This window comes from Modestobacter versicolor (assembly GCF_014195485.1).
Classification (GTDB): domain Bacteria; phylum Actinomycetota; class Actinomycetes; order Mycobacteriales; family Geodermatophilaceae; genus Modestobacter; species Modestobacter versicolor.
The window spans coordinates 151,930-171,475 of record NZ_JACIBU010000002.1 but is presented as its reverse complement, the minus strand read 5'-3'; the positions used below and the strand labels follow the sequence as shown (position 1 = coordinate 171,475).

Genomic DNA, 19,546 nt, shown 5'->3' with positions numbered 1-19,546 from the left:
GGGCTCGGGTCGAGGCGACGTCGCCGCGTCTGGCATCATGGACCGTCGAACACGGCGGTGGGCGGCCCTCTCTCCATCCCCGCCCGTGTCCATCGCTCCGCCCCGGCGTATCCCCACGCGTCCGTCCGGCGAGCAACCACACACGTTCGAGGAGCACACCACACACCGTGGCCACCAAGATCAAGCTCATGCGCCTGGGCAAGATGCGCGCGCCGTACTACCGCATCGTCGTCGCCGACGCCCGCACCAAGCGGGACGGCCGGTCGATCGAGACCATCGGCAAGTACCACCCCAAGGAGGACCCCTCCTACATCGAGGTGGACGGCGAGCGCGCCGCCTACTGGCTCGGCGTCGGCGCCCAGCCGACCGAGGCCGTCCGCGCCATCCTCCGGGTCACCGGTGACTGGCAGAAGTTCAAGGGCGAGCCGGCTCCGGCCCCGATGAAGGTCGCGGCCCCCAAGCCGGACAAGAAGGCCATCTACGAGGAGGCCGCCCGCGCCTCCATGGGCGAGCCGTCCACCGAGGCGACCACGCCGAAGAAGAAGGCCGCTCCCAAGGCGGAGGCCGCCCCGGCTGCCGACGCTCCGGCCGCCGCCGAGCCGGCTGCCGCCGAGGCGGCTCCGGCCGCCGAGACGCCCGCCGAGTAAGACGTGCTCGAAGAGGCGCTCGAGCACCTGGTCAAGGGCATCGTCGACAACCCCGACGACGTCGTGGTCGACCTGGTCAACGGCCGGCGCGGCAAGACCCTCGAGGTCCGGGTGCACCCCGACGACCTCGGCAAGGTCATCGGCCGCGGTGGTCGCACCGCCAAGGCGCTGCGCCAGGTCATGACCGGTGTCGGCGGCCGCGGCCTGCGGGTCGACGTCGTCGACACCGACGGGCGCTGAGCACTCCCGGCGCCTCCGGCGCCACCCCGCAGTCCACCGACACCGTGGTGGTCGGCCGCATCGGCCGACCCCACGGTGTTCGTGGTCAGGTGACCGTCGAGGTCCGCACCGACGACCCCGACCTCCGCTTCGCCCCCGGGGCGACGCTGCTCACCGAGCCCGCGTCGCGCGGTCCGCTCACCGTCGCCGGCATGCGCTGGCACAGCGGCACGCTGCTGCTCACCCTGGCCGGCCCGGACGGCGAGGTCGTGGTCGACCGCGAGGGCGCCGATGCGCTGCGCAACACCCAGCTGCTGGTCCCGGTCGAGGAGCTCCCCGAGCTCGACGACCCGGACTCCTTCTACGACCACCAGCTGGTCGGGCTGGCCGCCGTGCTGCCCGACGGCACCCCGCTCGGCGAGGTGACCGGGGTGCGGCACGAGGGCACCGAGCTGCTCGTCGTCCGCCGCCCGGGCGCCGCCGACCTGCTGGTGCCCTTCGTCAGCGCCATCGTCCCCACGGTCGACCTGGCGGGCGGACGGGTGGTCGTCGACCCGCCCGAGGGGCTGCTCGACCTGTGACGCCGTTCCGCGTCGACGTCCTGACGATCTTCCCCGAGTACCTCGCCCCGCTGGGCCAGTCGCTGCTCGGCAAGGCGGCCCAGCGCGGCCTGGTCGAGATCGGCGTGCACGACCTGCGCCAGTGGACCGACGACGTGCACCGGACGGTCGACGACTCCCCGTACGGCGGCGGGCCCGGGATGGTCATGCGCCCGGAGCCGTGGGGGAGGGCGCTGGAGGCCGTGCGCCCGCCCGGCACCCGGCTCGTCGTGCCCACCCCGGCGGGCCGGCCGTTCACCCAGGCCCTGGCGGCGCAGTGGGCGACCGAGCCCGGGCTGGTCTTCGCCTGCGGTCGTTACGAGGGCATCGACCAGCGGGTCGCCGACTGGGCGGCCGGGGCCGGCCCGGTGTCGGAGGTCTCCATCGGCGACTACGTGCTCGCCGGTGGGGAGTCCGCGGTCCTGGTCATGGTCGAGGCGGTCACCCGGCTGATCCCCGGGGTGGTGGGCAACGCCGAGTCCGTGGAGTTCGACTCGCACGCCGACGGGCTGCTCGAGGGACCCTCCTACACCCGCCCGGCGAGCTGGCGCGGGCACGAGGTGCCGCCGGTGCTGCTGTCGGGCGACCACGCCGCCATCGCCCGCTGGCGGCGCGCGCAGTCGCTGCGCCGCACCGCCGACCGCCGTCCCGACCTGTTCGCGGCGCTCCCGGACGGGGCGCTGGACGCCGCCGACCGGGCCGCGCTCGACGCCGACCCCTCCGCGTGACCGGCCCCCGCGGAACCGGCGCGCGGGTGCGGCCGACCAGCCGGGTGCTCGTGCTGGACCGGGAGCAGCGGGTGCTCCTGCTGGGGTCGCGCGGGCACGCGCCGCCGCCCGAGGCCCCGGTGGAGTGGTGGTACACCCCCGGCGGGGGCGTGGAGGACGGCGAGGACCTGCGCACGGCCGCCGTCCGCGAGCTCGCCGAGGAGATCGGGCTGCTCGTGGCGCCGGCCGAGCTGGAGGGCCCGGTCTGGTTCCGCCGGCACCTGACGCCGTGGGGTGGCGAGCTCGTCGACGCGCGGGAGAGCTACTTCGTGCTGCGCGGGGTCGAGCACGAGGTGGACACCGCCGGTCGCACCGCGCAGGAGCTGGCCGACGACGAGCCGCACCGCTGGTGGGGTCTCGACGAGATCGCCGCGGGGACGGCGACGTTCGCCCCCCGGGAGCTGGCGCGGGTGCTCCCGCTGGTGCTGGCGGGTCCGTGGACGGGGCCGCCGCGCATCGTCGACTGAAGATGTGGCACAGTAGAGAGCTGCTGCAGGCCGTCGGCTCGCGTCGACGGTGGCTTCCTGCCCCTCCGGGGCAGCGGAGCGCAGCCACCCGGTACGGATGCACCGGGACACCGCTGCCCGTACCACTGAGCTTGCCCGAGCTGAGTTTCCCGCTAGGACTGAGGACTGCTGCGATGAACACCCTGGACGCCCTCGACGCTGCGTCGCTGCGCGACGACATCCCCGACTTCCGCCCCGGCGACACCGTCAAGGTGCACGTGCGGGTCATCGAGGGCAACCGCTCGCGTGTCCAGGTCTTCCAGGGCGTCATCATCCGGCGCCAGGGCGGCGGCATCCGCGAGACCTTCACCGTCCGCAAGGTCAGCTTCGGCGTCGGCGTGGAGCGCACCTTCCCGGTGCACACCCCCGTCGTGGAGAAGATCGAGGTGCTGACCCGCGGTGACGTCCGCCGGGCCAAGCTGTACTACCTCCGCGAGCTGCGCGGCAAGGCCGCCAAGATCAAGGAGAAGCGCGAGGCTGTCGTCCGCTGACACCCCGCACTCCCCGAACGGGCCGGCTGCACTGCGCAGCCGGCCCGTTCGTGCGTCGGGGGCCGGGCGGCGCCGACCGCCGGACGGCGGCCGCCGGGCGGGTCGACCTGCGAGGCCCGGGGCGGACCGTAGGCTGGCCCCGATGAGCACGCACGGGCCCACTGAGCCTGCCGACCCCCGCGCAACCGGGCAGTCCGCCACCGACGAGTCCGGCTCCGACGGGGTCGCCCCACCGGCCGGGGGAGCGAGCGCCGCCGTCCCCGCGGCGGGCGGCCGCCGAGGTCGCGGCCGGGCCGGCGCGGCCAAGAAGAAGGGCTCGCTGCTTCGCGAGCTGCCGGTGCTGCTGGTCATCGCCTTCGTGCTGGCCCTGCTGGTGAAGACCTTCCTGATCCAGGCGTTCTTCATCCCGTCGGGCTCGATGGAGCAGACGCTGCACGGGTGCACCGGGTGCACCGGCGACCGGGTGCTGGTCAACAAGGTGCCCTACTGGTTCGGCGAGCCCGAGCCCGGCGACATCGTGGTGTTCCGCGGCCCGGACACCTGGTCCCCGGAGATCACCGTCAGCGAGCCGAGCAACTGGTTCTCCGGCGCGCTGCTGGGCCTCGGCCGGGCGATCGGGGTGGCGCCGCCCAGCGAGGACGACTACGTCAAGCGGGTCATCGCCACGGCCGGTCAGACCGTCGAGTGCTGCGACGCCGAGGGGCGCGTGCTGGTCGACGGCGAGCCGCTGGACGAGCCGTACATCTACCAGGACTCCCCGCTGGGCGGTGGCTCGCTCGGGCGTGAGTTCGACCCGGTCACCGTGCCCGAGGGGCGGCTGTGGGTGATGGGCGACCACCGCTCGGCCTCGTCGGACTCCCGGCGGCACGTCACCGACCAGTACAGCGGCACGATCGCCGTCGACGACGTCATCGGCAAGGGCGCGCTCATCGTCTGGCCGCTGGACCGGTTCACCCTGCTGGACAGCCCGGACATCCAGGGCACCGACGACCAAGGCATGCCCGGCGCGGCCGCTCCGATGCCGCTCGTGCAGGGCGCCGCCGCGGTGGCCGCCCCCTACGTCCTCGGGCTGACCGGGGCGGTGCCGCTGACCGCCTGGCGCCGCCGCCGGCGGAGCAGGCGTGCGCGGCTGACCGGGCCGTCGCGGCGCCCACCGCGCACCGGCTGGCGGCGCATCCGCCGGCCGGCCCAGACCCGCCCGGCGCGGGAGACCGGCTCCGACTGAGCCCGGTACTGCGCTCAGCCATTCTCCGGAATGGCCGAGGAATGGCGCGGATCTGCAAAAAGAAGTTAAAGAACTCCGTTCACCCTTCCGATGGAGACAGCAGCAAGTCATCGGATGTGAATGGAGAACCAGCTGTGTCCACCCCTCTGGCCGCTTCGCGCGGCGTCACCCGCGTCCTGATCCTGGCCGACGCGCCGGTGCTGCGCCGTGGGCTGATCGGCATGGTCAACGAGACCGCCGGTCTGCAGGCGGTGGGCACTCCCGGTGAGCCGCGGCGGGCGCTGACGCTGGCCGAGACCGCCCGCCCGGACGCGGTGGTCGTGGAGCTGGGTGCCGGTCGTGGTGCGACGCTGAACGCGTGCCGGGACCTGCGGCGGCGGTTCCCGACGCTGGCGATCGTGGCGCTGGCGACCTCGGAGGACCCGGCTGTGGTCAACGAGGCGCTGGCTGCCGGTGTGCGTGGCTACCTGCTGATGAACACCTCGCCGACGTTGCTGGGCTGGGCGGTGCTGGCGGCTCGGGCCGGTCGGACGGTGGTGGACCCGCAGATCCGTCGTGGGGAGGCCGGTGAGGTGCCGGTGGCCCGCGAGCTGACCCCGGAGGTGCCGTTGACCCGTCGGGAGTCCGACGTGCTCGACGAGCTGCTGCAGGGGCAGTCGAACCGGCAGATCGGGAAGAACCTGTTCATCTCCGAGGACACGGTGAAGTCCCACGTGAAGGCGATCCTGCGCAAGCTGGGTGCCCGTGACCGGGCGCACGCGGTCTCCCTGGTCCTCTCCGCCCGCAACGGCGTGCGCAGCCCCGGGTGCACCTGCGGTGCCCACTCCCTGACCTCCACCGGGATCTGAGCCGGCCGGAGCGAGACGTCGGTCCGGGCGCCTGACCCCACGGCGCCCGGGCCGGCCCCCACCCCGGGACGGACCCCGTCCCGGCAGGCCGGTCCGGTCGGCGCACGCCGGTCGGGCAGGCCGCCACGAGCCGGTCCCCGTTCCCCCGGGGATCGGCTCGTGGTGCTCTCGCTGCCGCCGGTGGTGGCTCCCGCGCCGTCGTCCCCCCGACGTAGTGTCGGGAGGCGATGGCTGCTCGACCCGCTCCTGCCGCGTCCCGCTCGCCGGGGCGCCCGCGCCCGACCGACGACGACCCCGCCGACGCCCTCTGGGTGATGGAACGGTCGCTGCGCCGGCGCGGGTTCTCCGCGATCGCCGGTGCCGACGAGGCGGGCCGCGGCGCCTGCGCCGGGCCCCTGGTGGCCGCGGCGTGCGTGCTGCCGGCCGGCCGACGCGGCCGGGTCCCGGGCCTGGCGGACTCCAAGCTGCTCACCCCGGCCACCCGCGAGGAGGTCTACGCCGAGGTGGTCGACCGCGCGCTGGCCTGGTCGGTGGTGGCCATCCCGGTGGGCGACCTCGACGCCCGCGGCATGCACGTGACCAACATCGAGGCGCTCCGCCGCGCGGTCCGCGCGCTGGAGCTCGCGCCGGACTACGTGCTCACCGACGGCTTCCCGGTCAGCGGGCTGTCCCAGCCCTCGCTGGCGGTGTGGAAGGGCGACCGGGTGGCAGCCTGCGTGGCCGCCGCCTCGGTGCTGGCGAAGGTGACCCGGGACCGGACGATGACCGAGCTGCACGAGCGCTTCCCGCAGTACGGCTTCGCCGAGCACAAGGGCTACATCACCGACGTGCACAGCGCCGCCCTCGACGAGCACGGGCCCTGCCCGGAGCACCGGATGCGCTTCGTCAACGTGGCCCGGGCGCGGGACGCACACGCCGCGCGGGCCGCGGGCCTGCCGTCCCGGGCCGGCATGCACGATGATGGTCGGGAAGCCGTCGTCCCAGCAGCCGACGACCGAACACCAGATGTCCCCGCACTGATGTCCCAGCACTGATGTCCCCGGCACCGATGGAGCACGCGCGATGAGCACCGAGGACCTCGAGAAGTACGAGACCGAGATGGAGCTGCAGCTCTATCGCGAGTACAAGGACATCGTCCGCCAGTTCTCCTACGTCGTGGAGACGGAGCGGCGCTTCTACCTGGCCAACAGCGTGGACCTCCAGGTCCGGGACGCCGGGGGAGAGGTGTTCTTCGAGCTGAAGCTCTCCGACGCCTGGGTGTGGGACATGTACCGCCCGGCCCGGTTCGTGAAGAACGTGCGGGTGGTGACGTTCAAGGACGTCAACGTCGAGGAGCTCGACAAGCCCGACCTCGAGCTGCCGGACCAGCCGCGCCTGCCCTGATCTCGTCTGCACCCCGGCAGCCTGACCCGCGCTGAGGGCGACCGGCCCCCCGTCGTCCACAGCCGGGGGCGCCGTCCACAGCCACGCCCGAGCTCTTCCCGGGCGCCGTGCCCGGCCGTCACGGTCGACGGGTGCCCACTCCTGAGAACTCCCCGCCGGACCACCGCGCGGCGCTCGGCGCCTACGGCGAGCGGGTCGCCGTCCGGGCGCTGACCGACGCCGGGCTGCAGGTCCTCGACCGCAACTGGCGCTGCCGCGAGGGCGAGCTGGACGTGGTCGCCCGGGACGGCGACGCGCTGGTCTTCTGCGAGGTGAAGACCCGCACCGGCACCGGCTTCGGGCACCCCGCCGAGGCGGTGACCGCGGCCAAGCGGCGGCGGCTCCGGCTGCTTGCCCGCTCCTGGCTGGCGGCGCACGACCACCACGCACCGGACCTGCGCTTCGACGTCGTCGGCGTGCACGTCCCGGTCGCCGGCCCGGTCGAGGTCACCCACCTGCGGAACGCGTTCTGATGGCGCTCGCGCGGACCTGGTCGGTGGGGCTGGCCGGCGTGCAGGGGGCGATGGTCGAGGTGGAGGTCGACCTGGCGGCCGGGGTGCCGACCGTCGCCCTCGTCGGGCTGCCCGACGCCGTCGTGCGGCAGTCGGTGGACCGGGTGCGGGCCGCCGTGGTCAACACCGGTCACGAGTTCCCGCTGCGCCGGGTGACGATCGGGCTGTCGCCGGCCGCGATGCCCAAGCAGGGCAGCGGGTTCGACCTCGCGCTCGCGGTGGCCGTGCTCGCCGCGGCCAAGGTGCTCCCGGCGGGGCGCGTGCGCGACCTGGTGCTGCTGGGCGAGCTCGGCCTGGACGGCTCGCTGCGGGCGGTCCGCGGGGTGCTGCCCGCCGTGCTGGCCGCTGCCCGCGCCGGTCACCGGCAGGTCGTGGTGCCCCGGGACAACGCCGACGAGGCCGGCCTCGTCGAGGGCATCGAGGTGCTCGCCGCCGGCAGCCTCGGGCAGGTCGTGGCCCACCTCGCGGGCAGGGGCCCGCTGACGCCGCACGAGCGGGCAGCGGCGAGCCCGCCACCGCCCGGGCCGGACCTCGCCGACGTCGTGGGTCAGGCGGCCGGCCGGCGGGCGGTGGAGGTGGCCGCCGCAGGTGGGCACCACGTCTTCCTGACCGGCCCGCCCGGCGCCGGGAAGACGATGCTCGCCGAGCGGCTGCCGGGCCTGCTGCCCCCGCTGGACGAGCAGGCGGCGCTGGAGGTCACCGCGATCGCCTCGATCGCCGGCACCCTGCCGCCCGGAGCACCGCTGGTGACCCGGCCGACCTTCGAGGCGCCGCACCACTCGGCGACGATGGCCGCGCTCGTCGGCGGTGGGTCCGGGCAGATCCGCCCGGGCGCGCTGTGCCGGGCGCACCGCGGTGTCCTCTTCCTGGACGAGGCACCGGAGTTCCCCCGGTCGGTGCTCGACACGTTGCGCCAGCCGCTGGAGCGCGGCTCGGTCACCATCCACCGGGCCAACGGCTCGGCGACCTTCCCGTGCCAGGCGCAGCTGGTGCTGGCGGCCAACCCCTGCCCCTGCGCCAGTGCCGCGGGCGACACCGCCTGCACCTGCAGCCCGCTCGAGCGCCGGCGCTACCAGTCCCGGCTGTCCGGTCCGCTGCTGGACCGGATCGACCTGCGGGTGACGCTGCCGCCGGTCACCCGGGCCGCGTGGCTGGACGGCACCGGACGGCCCGAGTCGACGGCCGTGGTCGCCCGTCGGGTCCGGCTGGCTCGTGCCACGGCGGCTGCACGGATGGCCGGCACCGGGTTGTCGCTGAACAGCCAGGTGCCCGGCCGGCTGCTCCGCGACCGCTGGCCGGTGGGGCGCAGCTCGCTGGCGCTGGCCGAGCGAGCCCTGGAACGCGGCGCGCTGTCGGTGCGCGGCTTCGACCGGGTGCTCCGGGTCGCCTGGACGCTGGCGGACCTGGCCGGGGCGACCACGCCCGGCCCCGACCAGGTCGCCGAGGCCCTCGGCATGCGGCTGCAGCGGGTGGCGGCGTGAGCGCGGCGGCCGGGTGGGACGTCCGGCTCGCCCGGGCGTGGCTGTCCCGGGCGGTCGAACCGGGGTCGGTGGACGTGTGGCGGTTCGTGCAGCGCGTCGGCCCGGTGGACGCCCACCGGGCGCTCCGGCGCGGAGAGGCCCCACCCGCGGTGCAGGCACTGGTCGGCAAGCGCGCCGCCGAGGACGTCAGCGCCGACGACCTGCTGCGCGCCGAGCGCTGCGGCGCGCGCCTGGTCGTGCCGGAGGACGACGAGTGGCCCGCGCTGACCCTGCACTGCCTGACGCTGGCCGCGCACGACATCCCGGTGGAGCGGCGCGACCAGCCCGACCGCACGCAGGCCCTCGTCCCTCCGCTGGCGCTCTGGGTGCGCGGTGACCGCGGGCTGGACGAGCTGGTCGACCGGTCGGTGGCGCTGGTGGGCTCTCGGGCCTCCACGGCGTACGGGGAGCACGTGGCGGCCGAGCTGGCGCACGGGCTGGGGGAGCGGGGCTGGACGATCGTCTCCGGCGGCGCGTTCGGCATCGACGCCGCCGCCCACCGGGGCGCGCTGGCGGCAGGGGCGCCGACCGTCGCGGTGCTCGCCTGCGGCGTCGACCGGGCCTACCCGCACTCCCACTCCGCGCTGTTCCACCGGGTGCTCGAGGAGGGGCTGCTGGTCAGCGAGTGGCCGCCGGGCTGCGCGCCGCTGCGGCACCGCTTCCTGGTGCGCAACCGGCTGATCGCCGCGCTCACCCGGGGCACGGTGGTGGTGGAGGCAGCAGCGCGGTCCGGTGCGCTGGCGACCGGCAAACGGGCCCGTGACCTGGGACGGCAGGTGATGGCCCTGCCCGGGCCGGTCACCTCGGCGATGAGCGTCGGCTGCCACGAGCTGCTGCGGGACACCGAGCGCCAGGTGACGCTGGTGACCACCGCGGCCGAGGTGCTCCAGCAGGTGGGCCGGCTGGGTGCGGACCTGGCCGACCCCGCGGCGCGGCCGGGTTCGGCGCTCGACTCGTTGTCCGACGTCGCCCGCCGGGTGCTCGACGCCTGCCCGGTGCGCACCGGGGTGCCGCCCGAGCGGCTGGCCACCATCGCCGGCTGCGAGGTGGTCGACGTGCTCCGCGTGCTGCCCGTGCTGGAGCTGCACGACCTGGTCGAGTGGACCGGCACAGGCTGGCGGGTGACGCCGCCCGACCGGCCGCGGGGACGGCGGCCCCGGTGACCGGGGCGGTCAGGGGAGGACGGCCACCGCCTCGACCTCCACCAGCAGGTCGGGCTCGCCGAGCGCGGCGACCCCGAGCAGCGTGATCGGCCGGACCGGGTCGATGCCCAGCCGCTCCACCACCCGGCCCACGCCGGTCATCAGGTCGGCCATCTTCTCCGGTGCCCAGTCGACGACGTAGACGGTCAGCTTGGCGATGTCGGCGAAGCTGCCGCCCACGGCGCCCAGCGCGGTGGCCACGTTGGTGAACGCCTGCTCGACCTGGGCCGCCAGGTCCCCGGGGCCGACCGGCTCACCGGCGGCGTCCCGGGCGACCTGACCGGCCAGGTACACCGTGCGGCTGCCGGTGGCGACGGACACCTGCGTGTAGGCGGTGGGCACCGGCAGTCCGGCGGGGTTGATCAGCTCGACGCTCATGGCGGCCTCCTGGAGTGGCCCGCCGGCCGGCGGGGAGCCCCAGCACACCGCAGCGGTACGACGGTTCCGGCGAACGGGCGACGGTCGCGCGCAACCGACCTGCGGCGCGCCCGGTTGACCAGGCGCGCCCGCCGACGGACGCTGCGCCCATGGCCACCGGGACCGCTGAGCTGCGCGCTGCGCTGCCGCCTGCGCTCGCCGAGTCCCTGGACGCCTGGGAGGAGCACCTGCGGCTGCAGCGGGACCTGTCCCCGCACACCGTCCGCGGTTACGTCGGTGACGTCGTCTCGCTGCTGGACCACCTGGTCCGGCGGGGTGGGACGACCGTCGCGTCGCTGGACCTCGCCACCCTGCGCAGCTGGCTCGCCCAGGGCCGCACGAAGGGCGACAGCCGCTCCACGACCGCCCGCCGGGCTGCCTCCGCGCGGTCCTTCACCGCCCACCTGCGCCGCTCCGGCCAGCTCGCCGAGGACGTCGGGCTGCGGCTGTCCAGCCCGCGCGCCCACCGCACCCTGCCCGGCGTGCTGGGGGCCGACCAGGCCCGCGCCGTCCTCGACCGGGCCGCCCAGGCGCCCGCGGAGGAGGAGCAGCCCGCCGACACCGCCCTGCGGCTGCGCAACGTGCTGGTCGTCGAGCTGCTCTACGCCAGCGGGATCCGGGTCGGCGAGCTCGTCGGGCTGGACGTCGACGACGTCGACCGGGGCCGCCGGCTGCTGCGGGTGCTCGGCAAGGGCCGCAAGGAGCGCAGCGTGCCGTTCGGCGCACCCGCTGCCGCCGCGGTGGAGGACTGGCTCGCCCGCGGTCGCCCGGCGCTGGCGACGCCGACCAGCGGGCCGGCGCTGCTGCTCGGCACCCGGGGTGGCCGGCTGGACCCGCGGGAGGCCCGCCGGGTGGTGCACGCCGCCGTCGCGGCCGCCCCGGGGGTGCCGGACGTGGGCCCGCACGGGCTGCGCCACTCGGCGGCCACGCACGTGCTGGAGGGCGGTGCCGACCTCCGCAGCGTCCAGGAGCTGCTGGGTCACGCTAGCCTCGCGACGACGCAGGTCTACACGCACGTGACGGTCGAGCGGCTGCGGGCGGTCCACGCCCAGGCCCACCCACGAGCATGAGGTGCACGGCGTTGCAGCACTGGCAGATGAAGGTCGAGCGGGGGAGAGCACGTGTCTGAGGCGACGGTCCACCAGCTCAGCAGCGAGGACCCGGACGCGTTCATCGCCGACCTCTGGGCCCGCTACGTGCGCGAGCGGGACACCGGCCTGCGGGACCGGCTGATCCTGCACTACGCGCCGCTGGTCAAGTACGTCGCCGGCCGGGTCGGCAGCGGTCTGCCCGCGCACGTGGAGCAGGCCGACCTGGTCTCCTACGGCACCTTCGGCCTGATCGACGCGATCACCCGGTTCGAGCCGTCCCGGGAGATCAAGTTCGAGAGCTACGCGATGTCCCGGATCCGCGGCGCGATCATCGACGAGCTGCGCTCCACCGACTGGATCCCGCGGTCGGTGCGGATGAAGGCCCGGCAGTTCGAGCGGACGGTCGCCGCCCTGGAGGCCAAGCTCCAGCGCAGCCCGACCGACGAGGAGATCGCCGACGAGATGGACATGGACGTCGAGGAGATCCGCAAGTTCCTCGGCCAGCTGTCCCTGGTCAACGTGGTGGCCCTCGACGAGCTGCTGGTCGACGACGACGGCTCCGCCCCGCGCCTGGTCGACACGCTCAAGGACACCAGCGCGCTGGACCCGCAGGCGATGGCCGAGCACGGCGAGGCCCGCCAGCTGCTGGCCCGCGCCGTCGAGCAGCTCCCGGAGCGGGAGAAGGTCGTCGTCAGCCTCTACTACTTCGAGGGCCTCACCCTGGCCGACATCGGCCGGGTGCTCGGGGTGACCGAGAGCCGGATCTGCCAGTTGCACACCAAGGCGGTCCTGCACCTGCGCGGCAAGCTAGCCGACATCGCCTGACGGTGCGGCGGCCGGTCGCGGCCGCACCCGCGCACCGGCCGGGTCAGTCGGCCGGTCGCGGGCCGAGCAGCGGCTGCACCCCGGGCGGGTTGCGGTGACCCTCCTGCCACGGCAGCTTGCCGGTGGAGTCCGGCCAGACCAGCTGCACGGCCTCGACCCGGCCGTAGACCTGCGCCACGGCGGTGAGCCGGCTGGTGTCCTCCACGCGCAGGAACACGACGGGGGAGTCTGCGTCGGTGAACCGGTCGGTCGTGGAGCCGTGCGCCCAGCGGTCGCCGGCCCGGACGCTCTCCCCGACCAGGTTGAGGAACTGCTCGGCCGCCTCGAACGGCAGCCCGACGGCGATCACCTCGGGGTGGCCGAGGGCCGTCAGCCCGACGGTGTAGGAGAACCGGGGCTCGCCCGAGGCCGGCCCCTGACCCACGTGCAGCACGCCCCAGCCGAACCGGTCGATGACGCCCTCCAGGTCGGCCAGCGCCCGCGCGTCGTCGTCGATCGGCCGCTTGCGTCCGAATCGCATGGTCGGACCGTAGCGACCCCGGGCTCGTCACCGCAGCCGGTGGCACGGGCTGCTCACCCCACGTCCCCCCACGGCAGCAACCGCACCCGAGGAGGTCGGAGCAGCGACAACGGGTCCAGGTAGGTGCCCGCCCGGCGCAGGCCCCAGTGCAGGCACGCCTGGGCCGGGCACCCCGGGTGCCCGGCGAGGAGCACGCCCAGCGGGGAGCCGCGGGCGACCACCTGCCCGGCCGCCACGATCGGCTGCACCGGCTCGTAGGTGGTGCGCAGGCCGTCGGCGTGCTCGACGCTCACCACCGGCCGCCCGGCGACCTGCCCGGCGAAGGCGACCACCCCGGCGCTGGCCGCCAGCACCGGCTGCCCGACCGAGCCGGCCAGGTCGGCGCCGCGGTGCCCGGCGCCGTACGGCCCGGGAGGTGGGTCGAACGGCCGGGTCACCAGCAGGTCGCCGGCGAGCGGCAGCACCCACAGCGCGGCCGCCGGTGCGGCGGCGGACGCGGGCCGGGCCGGGGCGGCGGACGCGGAGCGGGGGACGCCGAGGGACGGGGCGAGGCACGCCGTGAGGACGACGGACACCACCAGCAGACGGGTGCGGGACACCCCGCCGACCCTGCCGCCCCCGGCCGCTCGGGGGTCGGGGCGGACCGCGGCTGTGGACGGTGGCCCGCCCTGGGGACGACCCGGTCGGAGCAGCCGGGACGGGCGCGTATGCTGGCCCTGCGGTCCGCCTCCGGCGGATCGACTTCGCGTGTCCTCTTCCCGCTGCTGCAGCGGGGCAGTCGCCACCTCGGTCCCGCCCTCCCGGCGGGTTCGGTGGCGCGGCCGGGCACCAGGGCGGCGCTCCACCGGGGCGCCTGCGACAACCGAGCAGCGCGGTGCCGGCCCCGGCCGCCCGCGCACGAGAAGGAAGGCGGCGCCGCGTGGCAGTCGTCAGCATGAAGAACCTGCTCGACAGCGGGGTCCACTTCGGGCACCAGACCCGTCGGTGGAACCCGAAGATGAAGCGGTTCATCTTCACCGAGCGCAACGGCATCTACATCATCGACATCCAGCAGACGCTGGGTTACATCGACCAGGCCTACGAGTTCGTGAAGCAGACCGTCGCCCACGGCGGTTCGATCATGTTCATCGGGACCAAGCGCCAGGCGCAGGAGGTCATCGCCGAGCAGGCGACCCGCGTCGGCATGCCCTACGTGAACCAGCGCTGGCTGGGCGGCATGCTCACCAACTTCCAGACCGTCTACAAGCGGCTGGAGCGCCTCAAGGAGCTCGAGGACCTCGAGCAGACCGGCGCCCTGGTGAGCCTGTCGAAGAAGGAGCAGCTGGTCCTCTCCCGCGAGAAGGCCAAGCTCGAGCGCTCCCTCGGCGGCATCCGCGACATGAAGAAGGTGCCCAGCGCCGTCTGGATCGTGGACACCAAGAAGGAGCACATCGCCGTCGGCGAGGCCCGGAAGCTGGGCATCCCGGTCGTCGCGATCCTCGACACCAACTGCGACCCCGACGAGGTCGACTACAAGATCCCGGGCAACGACGACGCCATCCGCAGCACCGCGCTGCTGACCCGCGTCATCGCCGACGCGGTCGCCGAGGGCCTGATGGCCCGCTCGGCCGCGCAGGCCAACGCCGGTCGTTCCGAGGACGGCGCCGAGGCGCCGGTCGGCGGCGGCGAGCCGCTGGCCGACTGGGAGCGCGAGCTCCTCACCGGTGGCGCCGACGCCGCGGCCCCGGCCGCCGACGCCGCTGCCCCGGCCACGGCGACCGAGCTGCCGGAGACCCCGGCCGAGGCCCCGACCGTCACCGCGACCGAGGTCGCCCCGGTCGAGGGTGTCCCCGCCACCGGTGACCAGACCACCGGCACCCAGGGCGCCCAGAACGGCTGATCCGCTCCGGCGCCGCTCCCCCTCGCCCGCCGGGCGTCGGGGGGCGGCGCCGCCGCACGTCCGCACCCCAGCACCCCCAGACCAGAGGAAGTGACATGCCTGCCTTCACCGCAGCCGACGTGAAGCGTCTCCGCGACGCCACCGGCGCCGGCATGATGGACTCCAAGAAGGCCCTGACCGAGGCCGATGGCGACTACGACAAGGCCATCGAGCTGCTCCGGGTCAAGGGCGCCAAGGACGTGGGCAAGCGCCTCGAGCGCTCCACGACCAACGGTGTCGTCGTCACGCGTGACGGCGCGCTGCTCGAGCTCGACTGCGAGACCGACTTCGTCGCCAAGAACGCCGAGTTCGTCGCCCTCGCCGAGCGCCTGCTGGACATCGCCCTGGCCGAGAAGCCGGCCGACGTCCAGGCCCTGCTGGCCACCGAGACCGACGGCCAGACGGTCGAGAAGCTGATCGAGGCCGAGTCGGCCCGCATCGGCGAGAAGCTGGTGCTGTCCCGCTTCGCCGTCTTCGAGGGCACCACCGCCGTCTACCTGCACAAGCGGGCGACGGACCTGCCCCCGGCCATCGGTGTCGCCGTGCAGTACTCCGGTGGCGACGCCGACGCGGCCCGCTCGCTGGCGATGCACATCGCCGCCGCGCGCCCGCGCTACCTGAACCGCGAGGAGGTCCCGGCCGACGCGGTCGAGACCGAGCGCCGGGTCGCCGAGCAGACGGCGAAGGAGGAGGGCAAGCCCGAGCAGGCGATCGCGCGGATCGTCGAGGGTCGGGTCAACGCCTACTACAAGGACTTCGTCCTGCTGGAGCAGCCCTCCATCACCGAGCCCAAGCGCACGGTGCAGCAGGTCATCGCCGACTCCGGCCTCACCGTGGAGCGGTTCGCCCGCTTCGAGGTCGGCCAGGCCTGACGAAGGACCACCCTTCCCCCCACGCCTCGCACGCTCGGCGCGGGCCGCTGAAGGGTGGCCATACCCGGCCCCGTTCCTCCTGAGGAGCGGGGCCGGTGGCCTGTCCGGACGACGACGCGGAGGACCCCGCGCGGCGGATGCGGCAGGATCGACCACGACGACACCGAACCGAGGGACCCGCCACGTGAGCGACACGACCGCTGCCACCAACCCGGAGGGGCTGCTGTTCGCACCCGCCGCCTCCGTCCCGACCGACGGCAGCGGCTACCGCCGGGTGCTGCTCAAGCTCTCCGGTGAGGCGTTCGGCGGCGGCAGCGTCGGCGTCGACGGCGGCATCGTCCACCGCATCGCCGAGCAGCTGGCCGAGGTCGTCCACGGCGGCACGCAGGTGGCCATCGTCGTCGGCGGTGGCAACTTCTTCCGCGGCGCCGAGCTGGCCGAGGCGGGCATGGACCGCCGGCACGCCGACTACATGGGCATGCTGGGCACCGTCATGAACGCCCTCGCGCTGCAGGCCTTCTGCGAGCAGGTCGGCCTGGAGACCCGGGTGCAGACGGCGATCACCATGGGCCAGGTCGCCGAGCCCTACATCCCGCGCAAGGCCGTGCGGCACCTGGAGAAGGGCCGGCTGGTCATCTTCGGGGCCGGCGCCGGCATGCCCTACTTCTCCACCGACACCGTCGCCGCCCAGCGCGCACTGGAGATCGGCTGCCAGGTGCTGCTGATGGCCAAGAACGGGGTCGACGGCGTGTACAGCGACGACCCGCGCACCAACCCGTCGGCCACGATGTACCACGACCTGGACTACGCCGAGGTCCTGGCCAAGCAGCTCAAGGTCGCCGACGCCACGGCGATCAGCCTGTGCATGGACAACAAGATGCCGATCGTCGTGTTCAACCTGCTGAAGGACGGCAACATCGCCCGCGCGGTCGCAGGTGAGAGGATCGGCACGCTGATCAGCCAGCCGGTCTGACCCGACCGGCCCGGGGTACGGACGACGGTCGCCGGACGTCTCCGCGCACGTACCCCCGAACACCCACCGGCCAGCACGGCGGCACTGCCGCAGGAGGAGAGAACCCCGTGATCGACGACACCCTGCTCGACGCCGAGGAGCGGATGGACAAGGCCCTGTCGGTCGCCCGCGAGGACCTCGGTTCCGTGCGCACCGGCCGCGCCGCCCCCTCGATGTTCAACAAGATCTCGGTCGACTACTACGGCGCCTACACCCCGGTGCCGCAGATGGCCTCGATCTCCGTGCCCGAGGCGCGGATGGCGGTCATCAAGCCCTACGACATGGGCCAGCTGCAGGCCATCGAGCGGGCGATCCGCGACTCGGACCTGGGCGTGAACCCCACCAACGACGGCACGATCATCCGGGTGGTCTTCCCGCAGCTCACCGAGGACCGCCGCCGCGACCTGGTGAAGCAGGCCCGGTCGAAGGGCGAGGACGCGAAGGTGGCGATCCGCAACATCCGCCGCCGCGCGAAGGAGGAGCTCGACCGCATCGCGAAGGACGGCGAGGCCGGCGAGGACGACGTGCGGCGCGCGGAGAAGGAGCTCGACGACCTCACCGCCACCCACGTCGCCAGCATCGACGAGGCGATGAAGAACAAGGAGACCGAGCTCCTCGACGTCTGACCCGACCAGCGGACGCCGTCCCGTGACCTCCGACCCGCCCCGCCCCGACCCCTCCGGCTCGGGGCGTGAGCCTGCCCGCGGCCGGGCCGGCCTGTTCGACGCCGACGACGCCGTCCCGGTCGTCCGGATCGGTGAGCGCCCGGCGCCGCCCCGCCCGGCACCCCCGCGGGCGCGGCCGGCCAAGCGGCCGGCGCCGGTCGACGGGCCGCAGACGGTCGGCCTGCGCTGGGACGACGAGCCCGCGGCCGCCGGTGCCGGGCCGGACGCCGAACCGGTCGAGGACGACGGCGCCGAGCCCCCGCTGACCGCGGTCCCGGACGCGCTGGGCGCCGAGGCGACCGGCGAGCCGCCGATCGACACGCCCTCCGGTGCGCCGCGGGCCACCGGCCGCGCCGGCCGCGACATGGCCTCGGCCATCGGGGTCGGCCTGGGCCTGGCCGCGGTGGTCGTGGCCACCCTGCTGGTCTGGCGGCCGGCCTTCCTGCTGGTGGTCACCATCGCGGTGCTGATCAGCATCGTCGAGCTCACCGGGGCGCTGGAGCGCGGCGGCCACCGCCCGCCGCGCGCGCCGGTGCTCGTCGGGGCCGTGGCGATGATGGCCCTGGCCTGGAGCCGCGGCCCCTCCGGCCTGGTGGTCGCCTTCCTGCTGACCGTCTTCGCCGTCCTGCTGTGGCGGCTCGGCGACGGCCCGGTCGGCTACCTGCGCGACGCCTCGGCGGCGGTCTTCGTCGCGCTGTACGTGCCGCTGCTCGCCGGCTTCGCGGTGCTGCTCCTGGTGCCCGACGACGGCGTCGCCCGGGTGCTGGCGTTCATCGCCACCGTGGTCTGCAGCGACGTGGGCGGGTTCGCCGCCGGCGTGCTCTTCGGCAAGCACCCGCTGGCCCGGTCGATCAGCCCGAAGAAGTCCTGGGAGGGCTTCGCCGGGTCGGTGCTGGCCTGCGTGCTGATCGGCACGCTGCTGGTGACGCTCACCTTCCACGGCCCGTGGTGGGGCGGGGTGCTCTACGGCGTCGCCATCGCCTTCACCGCCACCCTCGGTGACCTGGGTGAGTCGCTGATCAAGCGCGACCTGGGCATCAAGGACATGGGCAACCTGCTGCCCGGGCACGGTGGCCTGATGGACCGGATGGACTCGCTGCTGCCCTCGGCCGCCGTCGCCTACCTGGTCCTCTCGGCGGTCGCGCCGGTCTGACCGACGGCGTCCCAGACCTGCCCCACCTCGGCGAACCCGCGCCTGCTGTACCAGTGCCGCGGCCAGTCCTCCTCGGCCGCCTCCAGCACGACCAGGTCGCACCCCGCCGCGCCGGCCCGCGCGAGCGCCGCGCCCAGCAGCGCGTCGGCGTACCCGCGCCGCCGGGCGCGGGGGTCGGTGAGCACCGACTCCACCGACGCGGTCGCGCCGTCCACCCGCAGCTGCAGCGCAGCGACGACCTCCGGCCCGGCACCGACGTCGGCGCGGACGGCCAGGTCGACCACCTGCACGACCCGGTCGTTGCGGTGCTCCCGGCCGACCAGCTGGCCGACCACCTCGTCCAGCAGCGGTCCGGTGCCGGTGAGCTCCTGGCGCCAGGAGCGGTCCCACAGCGGGTGCACCGCGGCCTGGGGCACGACCTCGGCGGGGCCGTCGGCGGCGGCCGGGAACGGGCCGCGGTGGGCCAGCACCACGGCGCTGGAGACGTCCCACCCACGGCGGGCGAGGGCGGCGGCGACCGGCCCGGCGCCGGGGTGCAGCAGTGTCGCCGTCCGGGCCGGCCACCCGCCGTCCGCTGCCTGCCGGGCGGTCAGCGCCTCGATGGCGTCGACGTCCAGGTCGCCGGTGACCAGCAGCCGGTTGTCGTCGCGCGAGTGCGGGAAGGCGGGGTCGTGCACCGCGATCGCGCCGGGGACGTCAGAGGTGCTGGGAGCGCGGCGCACGGGCAGGGAGACCGCCATCGCCCGCGCCCGGGCGGCTGGGTCCGCGGGGTCCGGCAGCTCCAGCGGCGCCCCGGCCCGCCACGGCACCACGGCGACCACCGCCGCGGTGGGCAGCGGGCCGTAGAGGTGCGGGAACCGCATGCTCGCCGGGTCACCGGGCACGCCCGGTTCCAGCCGCACCGGGTGCTGCAACCGCGCCGGGTCGACCACCAGCAGGACGACGTCCCGGCGGCCCCGGAACAGCCGCTCGGCCGGCAGGTGCACCTGCTCGGGGCTCGACAGGTGCACGAAGCCGACCTCGGCCAGGGACGGCGGCGTGACCGCGCCGGCGTCCAGCGCGGCGCGCCACTCGGCCGGTGTCGTCAGGTGCAGCAGCACGCCGGGGTCGCTCAC

Annotated in this window: 24 protein-coding genes; 20 read left to right on the top strand and 4 right to left on the bottom strand. The window is 74.9% G+C overall.

Translation table 11 applies throughout. The features are described from left to right. Nucleotides 1-167 precede the first annotated feature (167 nt). The 13 genes from rpsP (at nucleotide 168) to dprA (ending at nucleotide 9,919) form a co-directional block, all read left to right on the top strand. A complete protein-coding gene (gene rpsP / locus FHX36_RS20845) occupies nucleotides 168-647 on the top strand; it encodes a 30S ribosomal protein S16 (RefSeq protein ID WP_110552907.1) in 480 nt (159 codons plus the stop codon). A 3-nt stretch (nucleotides 648-650) separates the two neighbouring features. Continuing rightward, nucleotides 651-887: an RNA-binding protein gene (locus FHX36_RS20840; protein ID WP_014742367.1), complete on the top strand. Its 237-nt coding sequence runs from the start codon at nucleotides 651-653 to the stop codon at nucleotides 885-887. Between the two features lie 44 nt (nucleotides 888-931). Beyond that, nucleotides 932-1,447, top strand: a complete 516-nt coding sequence (rimM, locus tag FHX36_RS20835) for a ribosome maturation factor RimM (RefSeq protein ID WP_110552908.1) — start codon at nucleotides 932-934, stop codon at nucleotides 1,445-1,447. Further along, a complete protein-coding gene (trmD, locus tag FHX36_RS20830; protein ID WP_183514312.1) occupies nucleotides 1,444-2,193 on the top strand; it encodes a tRNA (guanosine(37)-N1)-methyltransferase TrmD in 750 nt (249 codons plus the stop codon). Before rimM ends, trmD begins: the two co-directional genes overlap by 4 nt. Then, nucleotides 2,190-2,699: an NUDIX domain-containing protein gene (locus FHX36_RS20825; protein WP_183514310.1), complete on the top strand. Its 510-nt coding sequence runs from the start codon at nucleotides 2,190-2,192 to the stop codon at nucleotides 2,697-2,699. Before trmD ends, FHX36_RS20825 begins: the two co-directional genes overlap by 4 nt. Before the next feature lie 173 nt (nucleotides 2,700-2,872). After that, complete coding sequence (gene rplS, locus FHX36_RS20820) at nucleotides 2,873-3,229, top strand: 50S ribosomal protein L19 (protein WP_110554439.1); 357 nt, start codon at nucleotides 2,873-2,875, stop codon at nucleotides 3,227-3,229. Between the two features lie 142 nt (nucleotides 3,230-3,371). Then, nucleotides 3,372-4,454 (top strand): signal peptidase I, encoded by a 1,083-nt coding sequence (lepB, locus tag FHX36_RS20815; RefSeq protein ID WP_183514308.1) that lies wholly within the window; start codon nucleotides 3,372-3,374, stop codon nucleotides 4,452-4,454. A 134-nt stretch (nucleotides 4,455-4,588) separates the two neighbouring features. Further along, nucleotides 4,589-5,302, top strand: a complete 714-nt coding sequence (locus FHX36_RS20810) for a LuxR C-terminal-related transcriptional regulator (protein WP_183514306.1) — start codon at nucleotides 4,589-4,591, stop codon at nucleotides 5,300-5,302. Nucleotides 5,303-5,529: 227 nt separating this feature from the next. Then, nucleotides 5,530-6,336: a ribonuclease HII gene (locus FHX36_RS20805; RefSeq protein ID WP_110552285.1), complete on the top strand. Its 807-nt coding sequence runs from the start codon at nucleotides 5,530-5,532 to the stop codon at nucleotides 6,334-6,336. Between the two features lie 28 nt (nucleotides 6,337-6,364). Beyond that, entirely contained in the window at nucleotides 6,365-6,685 is a 321-nt protein-coding gene (locus FHX36_RS20800) for a DUF2469 domain-containing protein (RefSeq protein ID WP_110552286.1), read from the top strand. A 131-nt stretch (nucleotides 6,686-6,816) separates the two neighbouring features. Further along, nucleotides 6,817-7,197, top strand: coding sequence for a YraN family protein (locus FHX36_RS20795; RefSeq protein ID WP_110552287.1), 381 nt, complete (start codon nucleotides 6,817-6,819; stop codon nucleotides 7,195-7,197). Further along, nucleotides 7,197-8,717, top strand: coding sequence for a YifB family Mg chelatase-like AAA ATPase (locus FHX36_RS20790; RefSeq protein WP_183514304.1), 1,521 nt, complete (start codon nucleotides 7,197-7,199; stop codon nucleotides 8,715-8,717). Before FHX36_RS20795 ends, FHX36_RS20790 begins: the two co-directional genes overlap by 1 nt. Then, nucleotides 8,714-9,919: a DNA-processing protein DprA gene (gene dprA, locus FHX36_RS20785; RefSeq protein WP_110552288.1), complete on the top strand. Its 1,206-nt coding sequence runs from the start codon at nucleotides 8,714-8,716 to the stop codon at nucleotides 9,917-9,919. Before FHX36_RS20790 ends, dprA begins: the two co-directional genes overlap by 4 nt. 9 nt (nucleotides 9,920-9,928) lie before the next feature. Here the strand turns inward: dprA and FHX36_RS20780 are convergent, their stop codons facing one another. Then, on the bottom strand, nucleotides 9,929-10,336 hold the full coding sequence (locus tag FHX36_RS20780) for a RidA family protein (protein ID WP_110552289.1): 408 nt from the start codon (nucleotides 10,334-10,336) through the stop codon (nucleotides 9,929-9,931). 149 nt (nucleotides 10,337-10,485) lie between these two features. Here FHX36_RS20780 and FHX36_RS20775 point away from each other — a divergent pair, with 149 nt between their 5' ends. Both FHX36_RS20775 and whiG read left to right on the top strand, forming a co-directional pair. Beyond that, nucleotides 10,486-11,445 (top strand): tyrosine recombinase XerC, encoded by a 960-nt coding sequence (locus FHX36_RS20775; protein WP_110552290.1) that lies wholly within the window; start codon nucleotides 10,486-10,488, stop codon nucleotides 11,443-11,445. Between the two features lie 51 nt (nucleotides 11,446-11,496). Next, nucleotides 11,497-12,291, top strand: a complete 795-nt coding sequence (gene whiG, locus FHX36_RS20770; RefSeq protein ID WP_110552291.1) for an RNA polymerase sigma factor WhiG — start codon at nucleotides 11,497-11,499, stop codon at nucleotides 12,289-12,291. A 43-nt stretch (nucleotides 12,292-12,334) separates the two neighbouring features. Here the strand turns inward: whiG and FHX36_RS20765 are convergent, their stop codons facing one another. Together FHX36_RS20765 and FHX36_RS20760 are read right to left on the bottom strand one after the other, a co-directional pair. Then, nucleotides 12,335-12,811, bottom strand: coding sequence for a DUF4262 domain-containing protein (locus FHX36_RS20765; protein ID WP_110552292.1), 477 nt, complete (start codon nucleotides 12,809-12,811; stop codon nucleotides 12,335-12,337). A 53-nt stretch (nucleotides 12,812-12,864) separates the two neighbouring features. Continuing rightward, a complete protein-coding gene (locus tag FHX36_RS20760) occupies nucleotides 12,865-13,410 on the bottom strand; it encodes a M23 family metallopeptidase (RefSeq protein WP_110552293.1) in 546 nt (181 codons plus the stop codon). 320 nt (nucleotides 13,411-13,730) lie between these two features. Here FHX36_RS20760 and rpsB point away from each other — a divergent pair, with 320 nt between their 5' ends. From rpsB to FHX36_RS20735, 5 genes are all read left to right on the top strand, one after another. Further along, nucleotides 13,731-14,690, top strand: a complete 960-nt coding sequence (rpsB, locus tag FHX36_RS20755; RefSeq protein ID WP_110552294.1) for a 30S ribosomal protein S2 — start codon at nucleotides 13,731-13,733, stop codon at nucleotides 14,688-14,690. Between the two features lie 95 nt (nucleotides 14,691-14,785). Beyond that, nucleotides 14,786-15,601: a translation elongation factor Ts gene (gene tsf, locus FHX36_RS20750; RefSeq protein ID WP_110552295.1), complete on the top strand. Its 816-nt coding sequence runs from the start codon at nucleotides 14,786-14,788 to the stop codon at nucleotides 15,599-15,601. A 184-nt stretch (nucleotides 15,602-15,785) separates the two neighbouring features. Further along, the gene (gene pyrH, locus FHX36_RS20745; RefSeq protein WP_258372729.1) at nucleotides 15,786-16,574 is read left to right on the top strand and encodes a UMP kinase; all 789 of its coding nucleotides are present in this window, start codon (nucleotides 15,786-15,788) and stop codon (nucleotides 16,572-16,574) included. A gap of 107 nt (nucleotides 16,575-16,681) precedes the next feature. After that, a complete protein-coding gene (frr, locus tag FHX36_RS20740) occupies nucleotides 16,682-17,239 on the top strand; it encodes a ribosome recycling factor (RefSeq protein WP_110552296.1) in 558 nt (185 codons plus the stop codon). 22 nt (nucleotides 17,240-17,261) lie between these two features. Continuing rightward, nucleotides 17,262-18,431 (top strand): phosphatidate cytidylyltransferase, encoded by a 1,170-nt coding sequence (locus tag FHX36_RS20735; RefSeq protein ID WP_183514302.1) that lies wholly within the window; start codon nucleotides 17,262-17,264, stop codon nucleotides 18,429-18,431. Here the strand turns inward: FHX36_RS20735 and FHX36_RS20730 are convergent. After that, nucleotides 18,398-19,546, bottom strand: a complete 1,149-nt coding sequence (locus FHX36_RS20730; RefSeq protein ID WP_183514299.1) for a GNAT family N-acetyltransferase — start codon at nucleotides 19,544-19,546, stop codon at nucleotides 18,398-18,400. The two genes, FHX36_RS20735 and FHX36_RS20730, sit on opposite strands and share 34 nt — an antisense overlap.

Excerpts from the sequence above, each read along its gene's own strand:
- lepB (WP_183514308.1), top strand. The coding sequence starts at position 3,372 with ATGAGCACGCACGGGCCCACTGAGCCTGCCGACCCCCGCGCAACCGGG.
- FHX36_RS20780 (WP_110552289.1), bottom strand. The coding sequence starts at position 10,336 with ATGAGCGTCGAGCTGATCAACCCCGCCGGACTGCCGGTGCCCACCGCC.
- FHX36_RS20790 (WP_183514304.1), top strand. The coding sequence starts at position 7,197 with ATGGCGCTCGCGCGGACCTGGTCGGTGGGGCTGGCCGGCGTGCAGGGG.
- FHX36_RS20805 (WP_110552285.1), top strand. The coding sequence starts at position 5,530 with ATGGCTGCTCGACCCGCTCCTGCCGCGTCCCGCTCGCCGGGGCGCCCG.
- tsf (WP_110552295.1), top strand. The coding sequence starts at position 14,786 with ATGCCTGCCTTCACCGCAGCCGACGTGAAGCGTCTCCGCGACGCCACC.
- FHX36_RS20775 (WP_110552290.1), top strand. The coding sequence starts at position 10,486 with ATGGCCACCGGGACCGCTGAGCTGCGCGCTGCGCTGCCGCCTGCGCTC.
- FHX36_RS20800 (WP_110552286.1), top strand. The coding sequence starts at position 6,365 with ATGAGCACCGAGGACCTCGAGAAGTACGAGACCGAGATGGAGCTGCAG.
- rplS (WP_110554439.1), top strand. The coding sequence starts at position 2,873 with ATGAACACCCTGGACGCCCTCGACGCTGCGTCGCTGCGCGACGACATC.
- FHX36_RS20765 (WP_110552292.1), bottom strand. The coding sequence starts at position 12,811 with ATGCGATTCGGACGCAAGCGGCCGATCGACGACGACGCGCGGGCGCTG.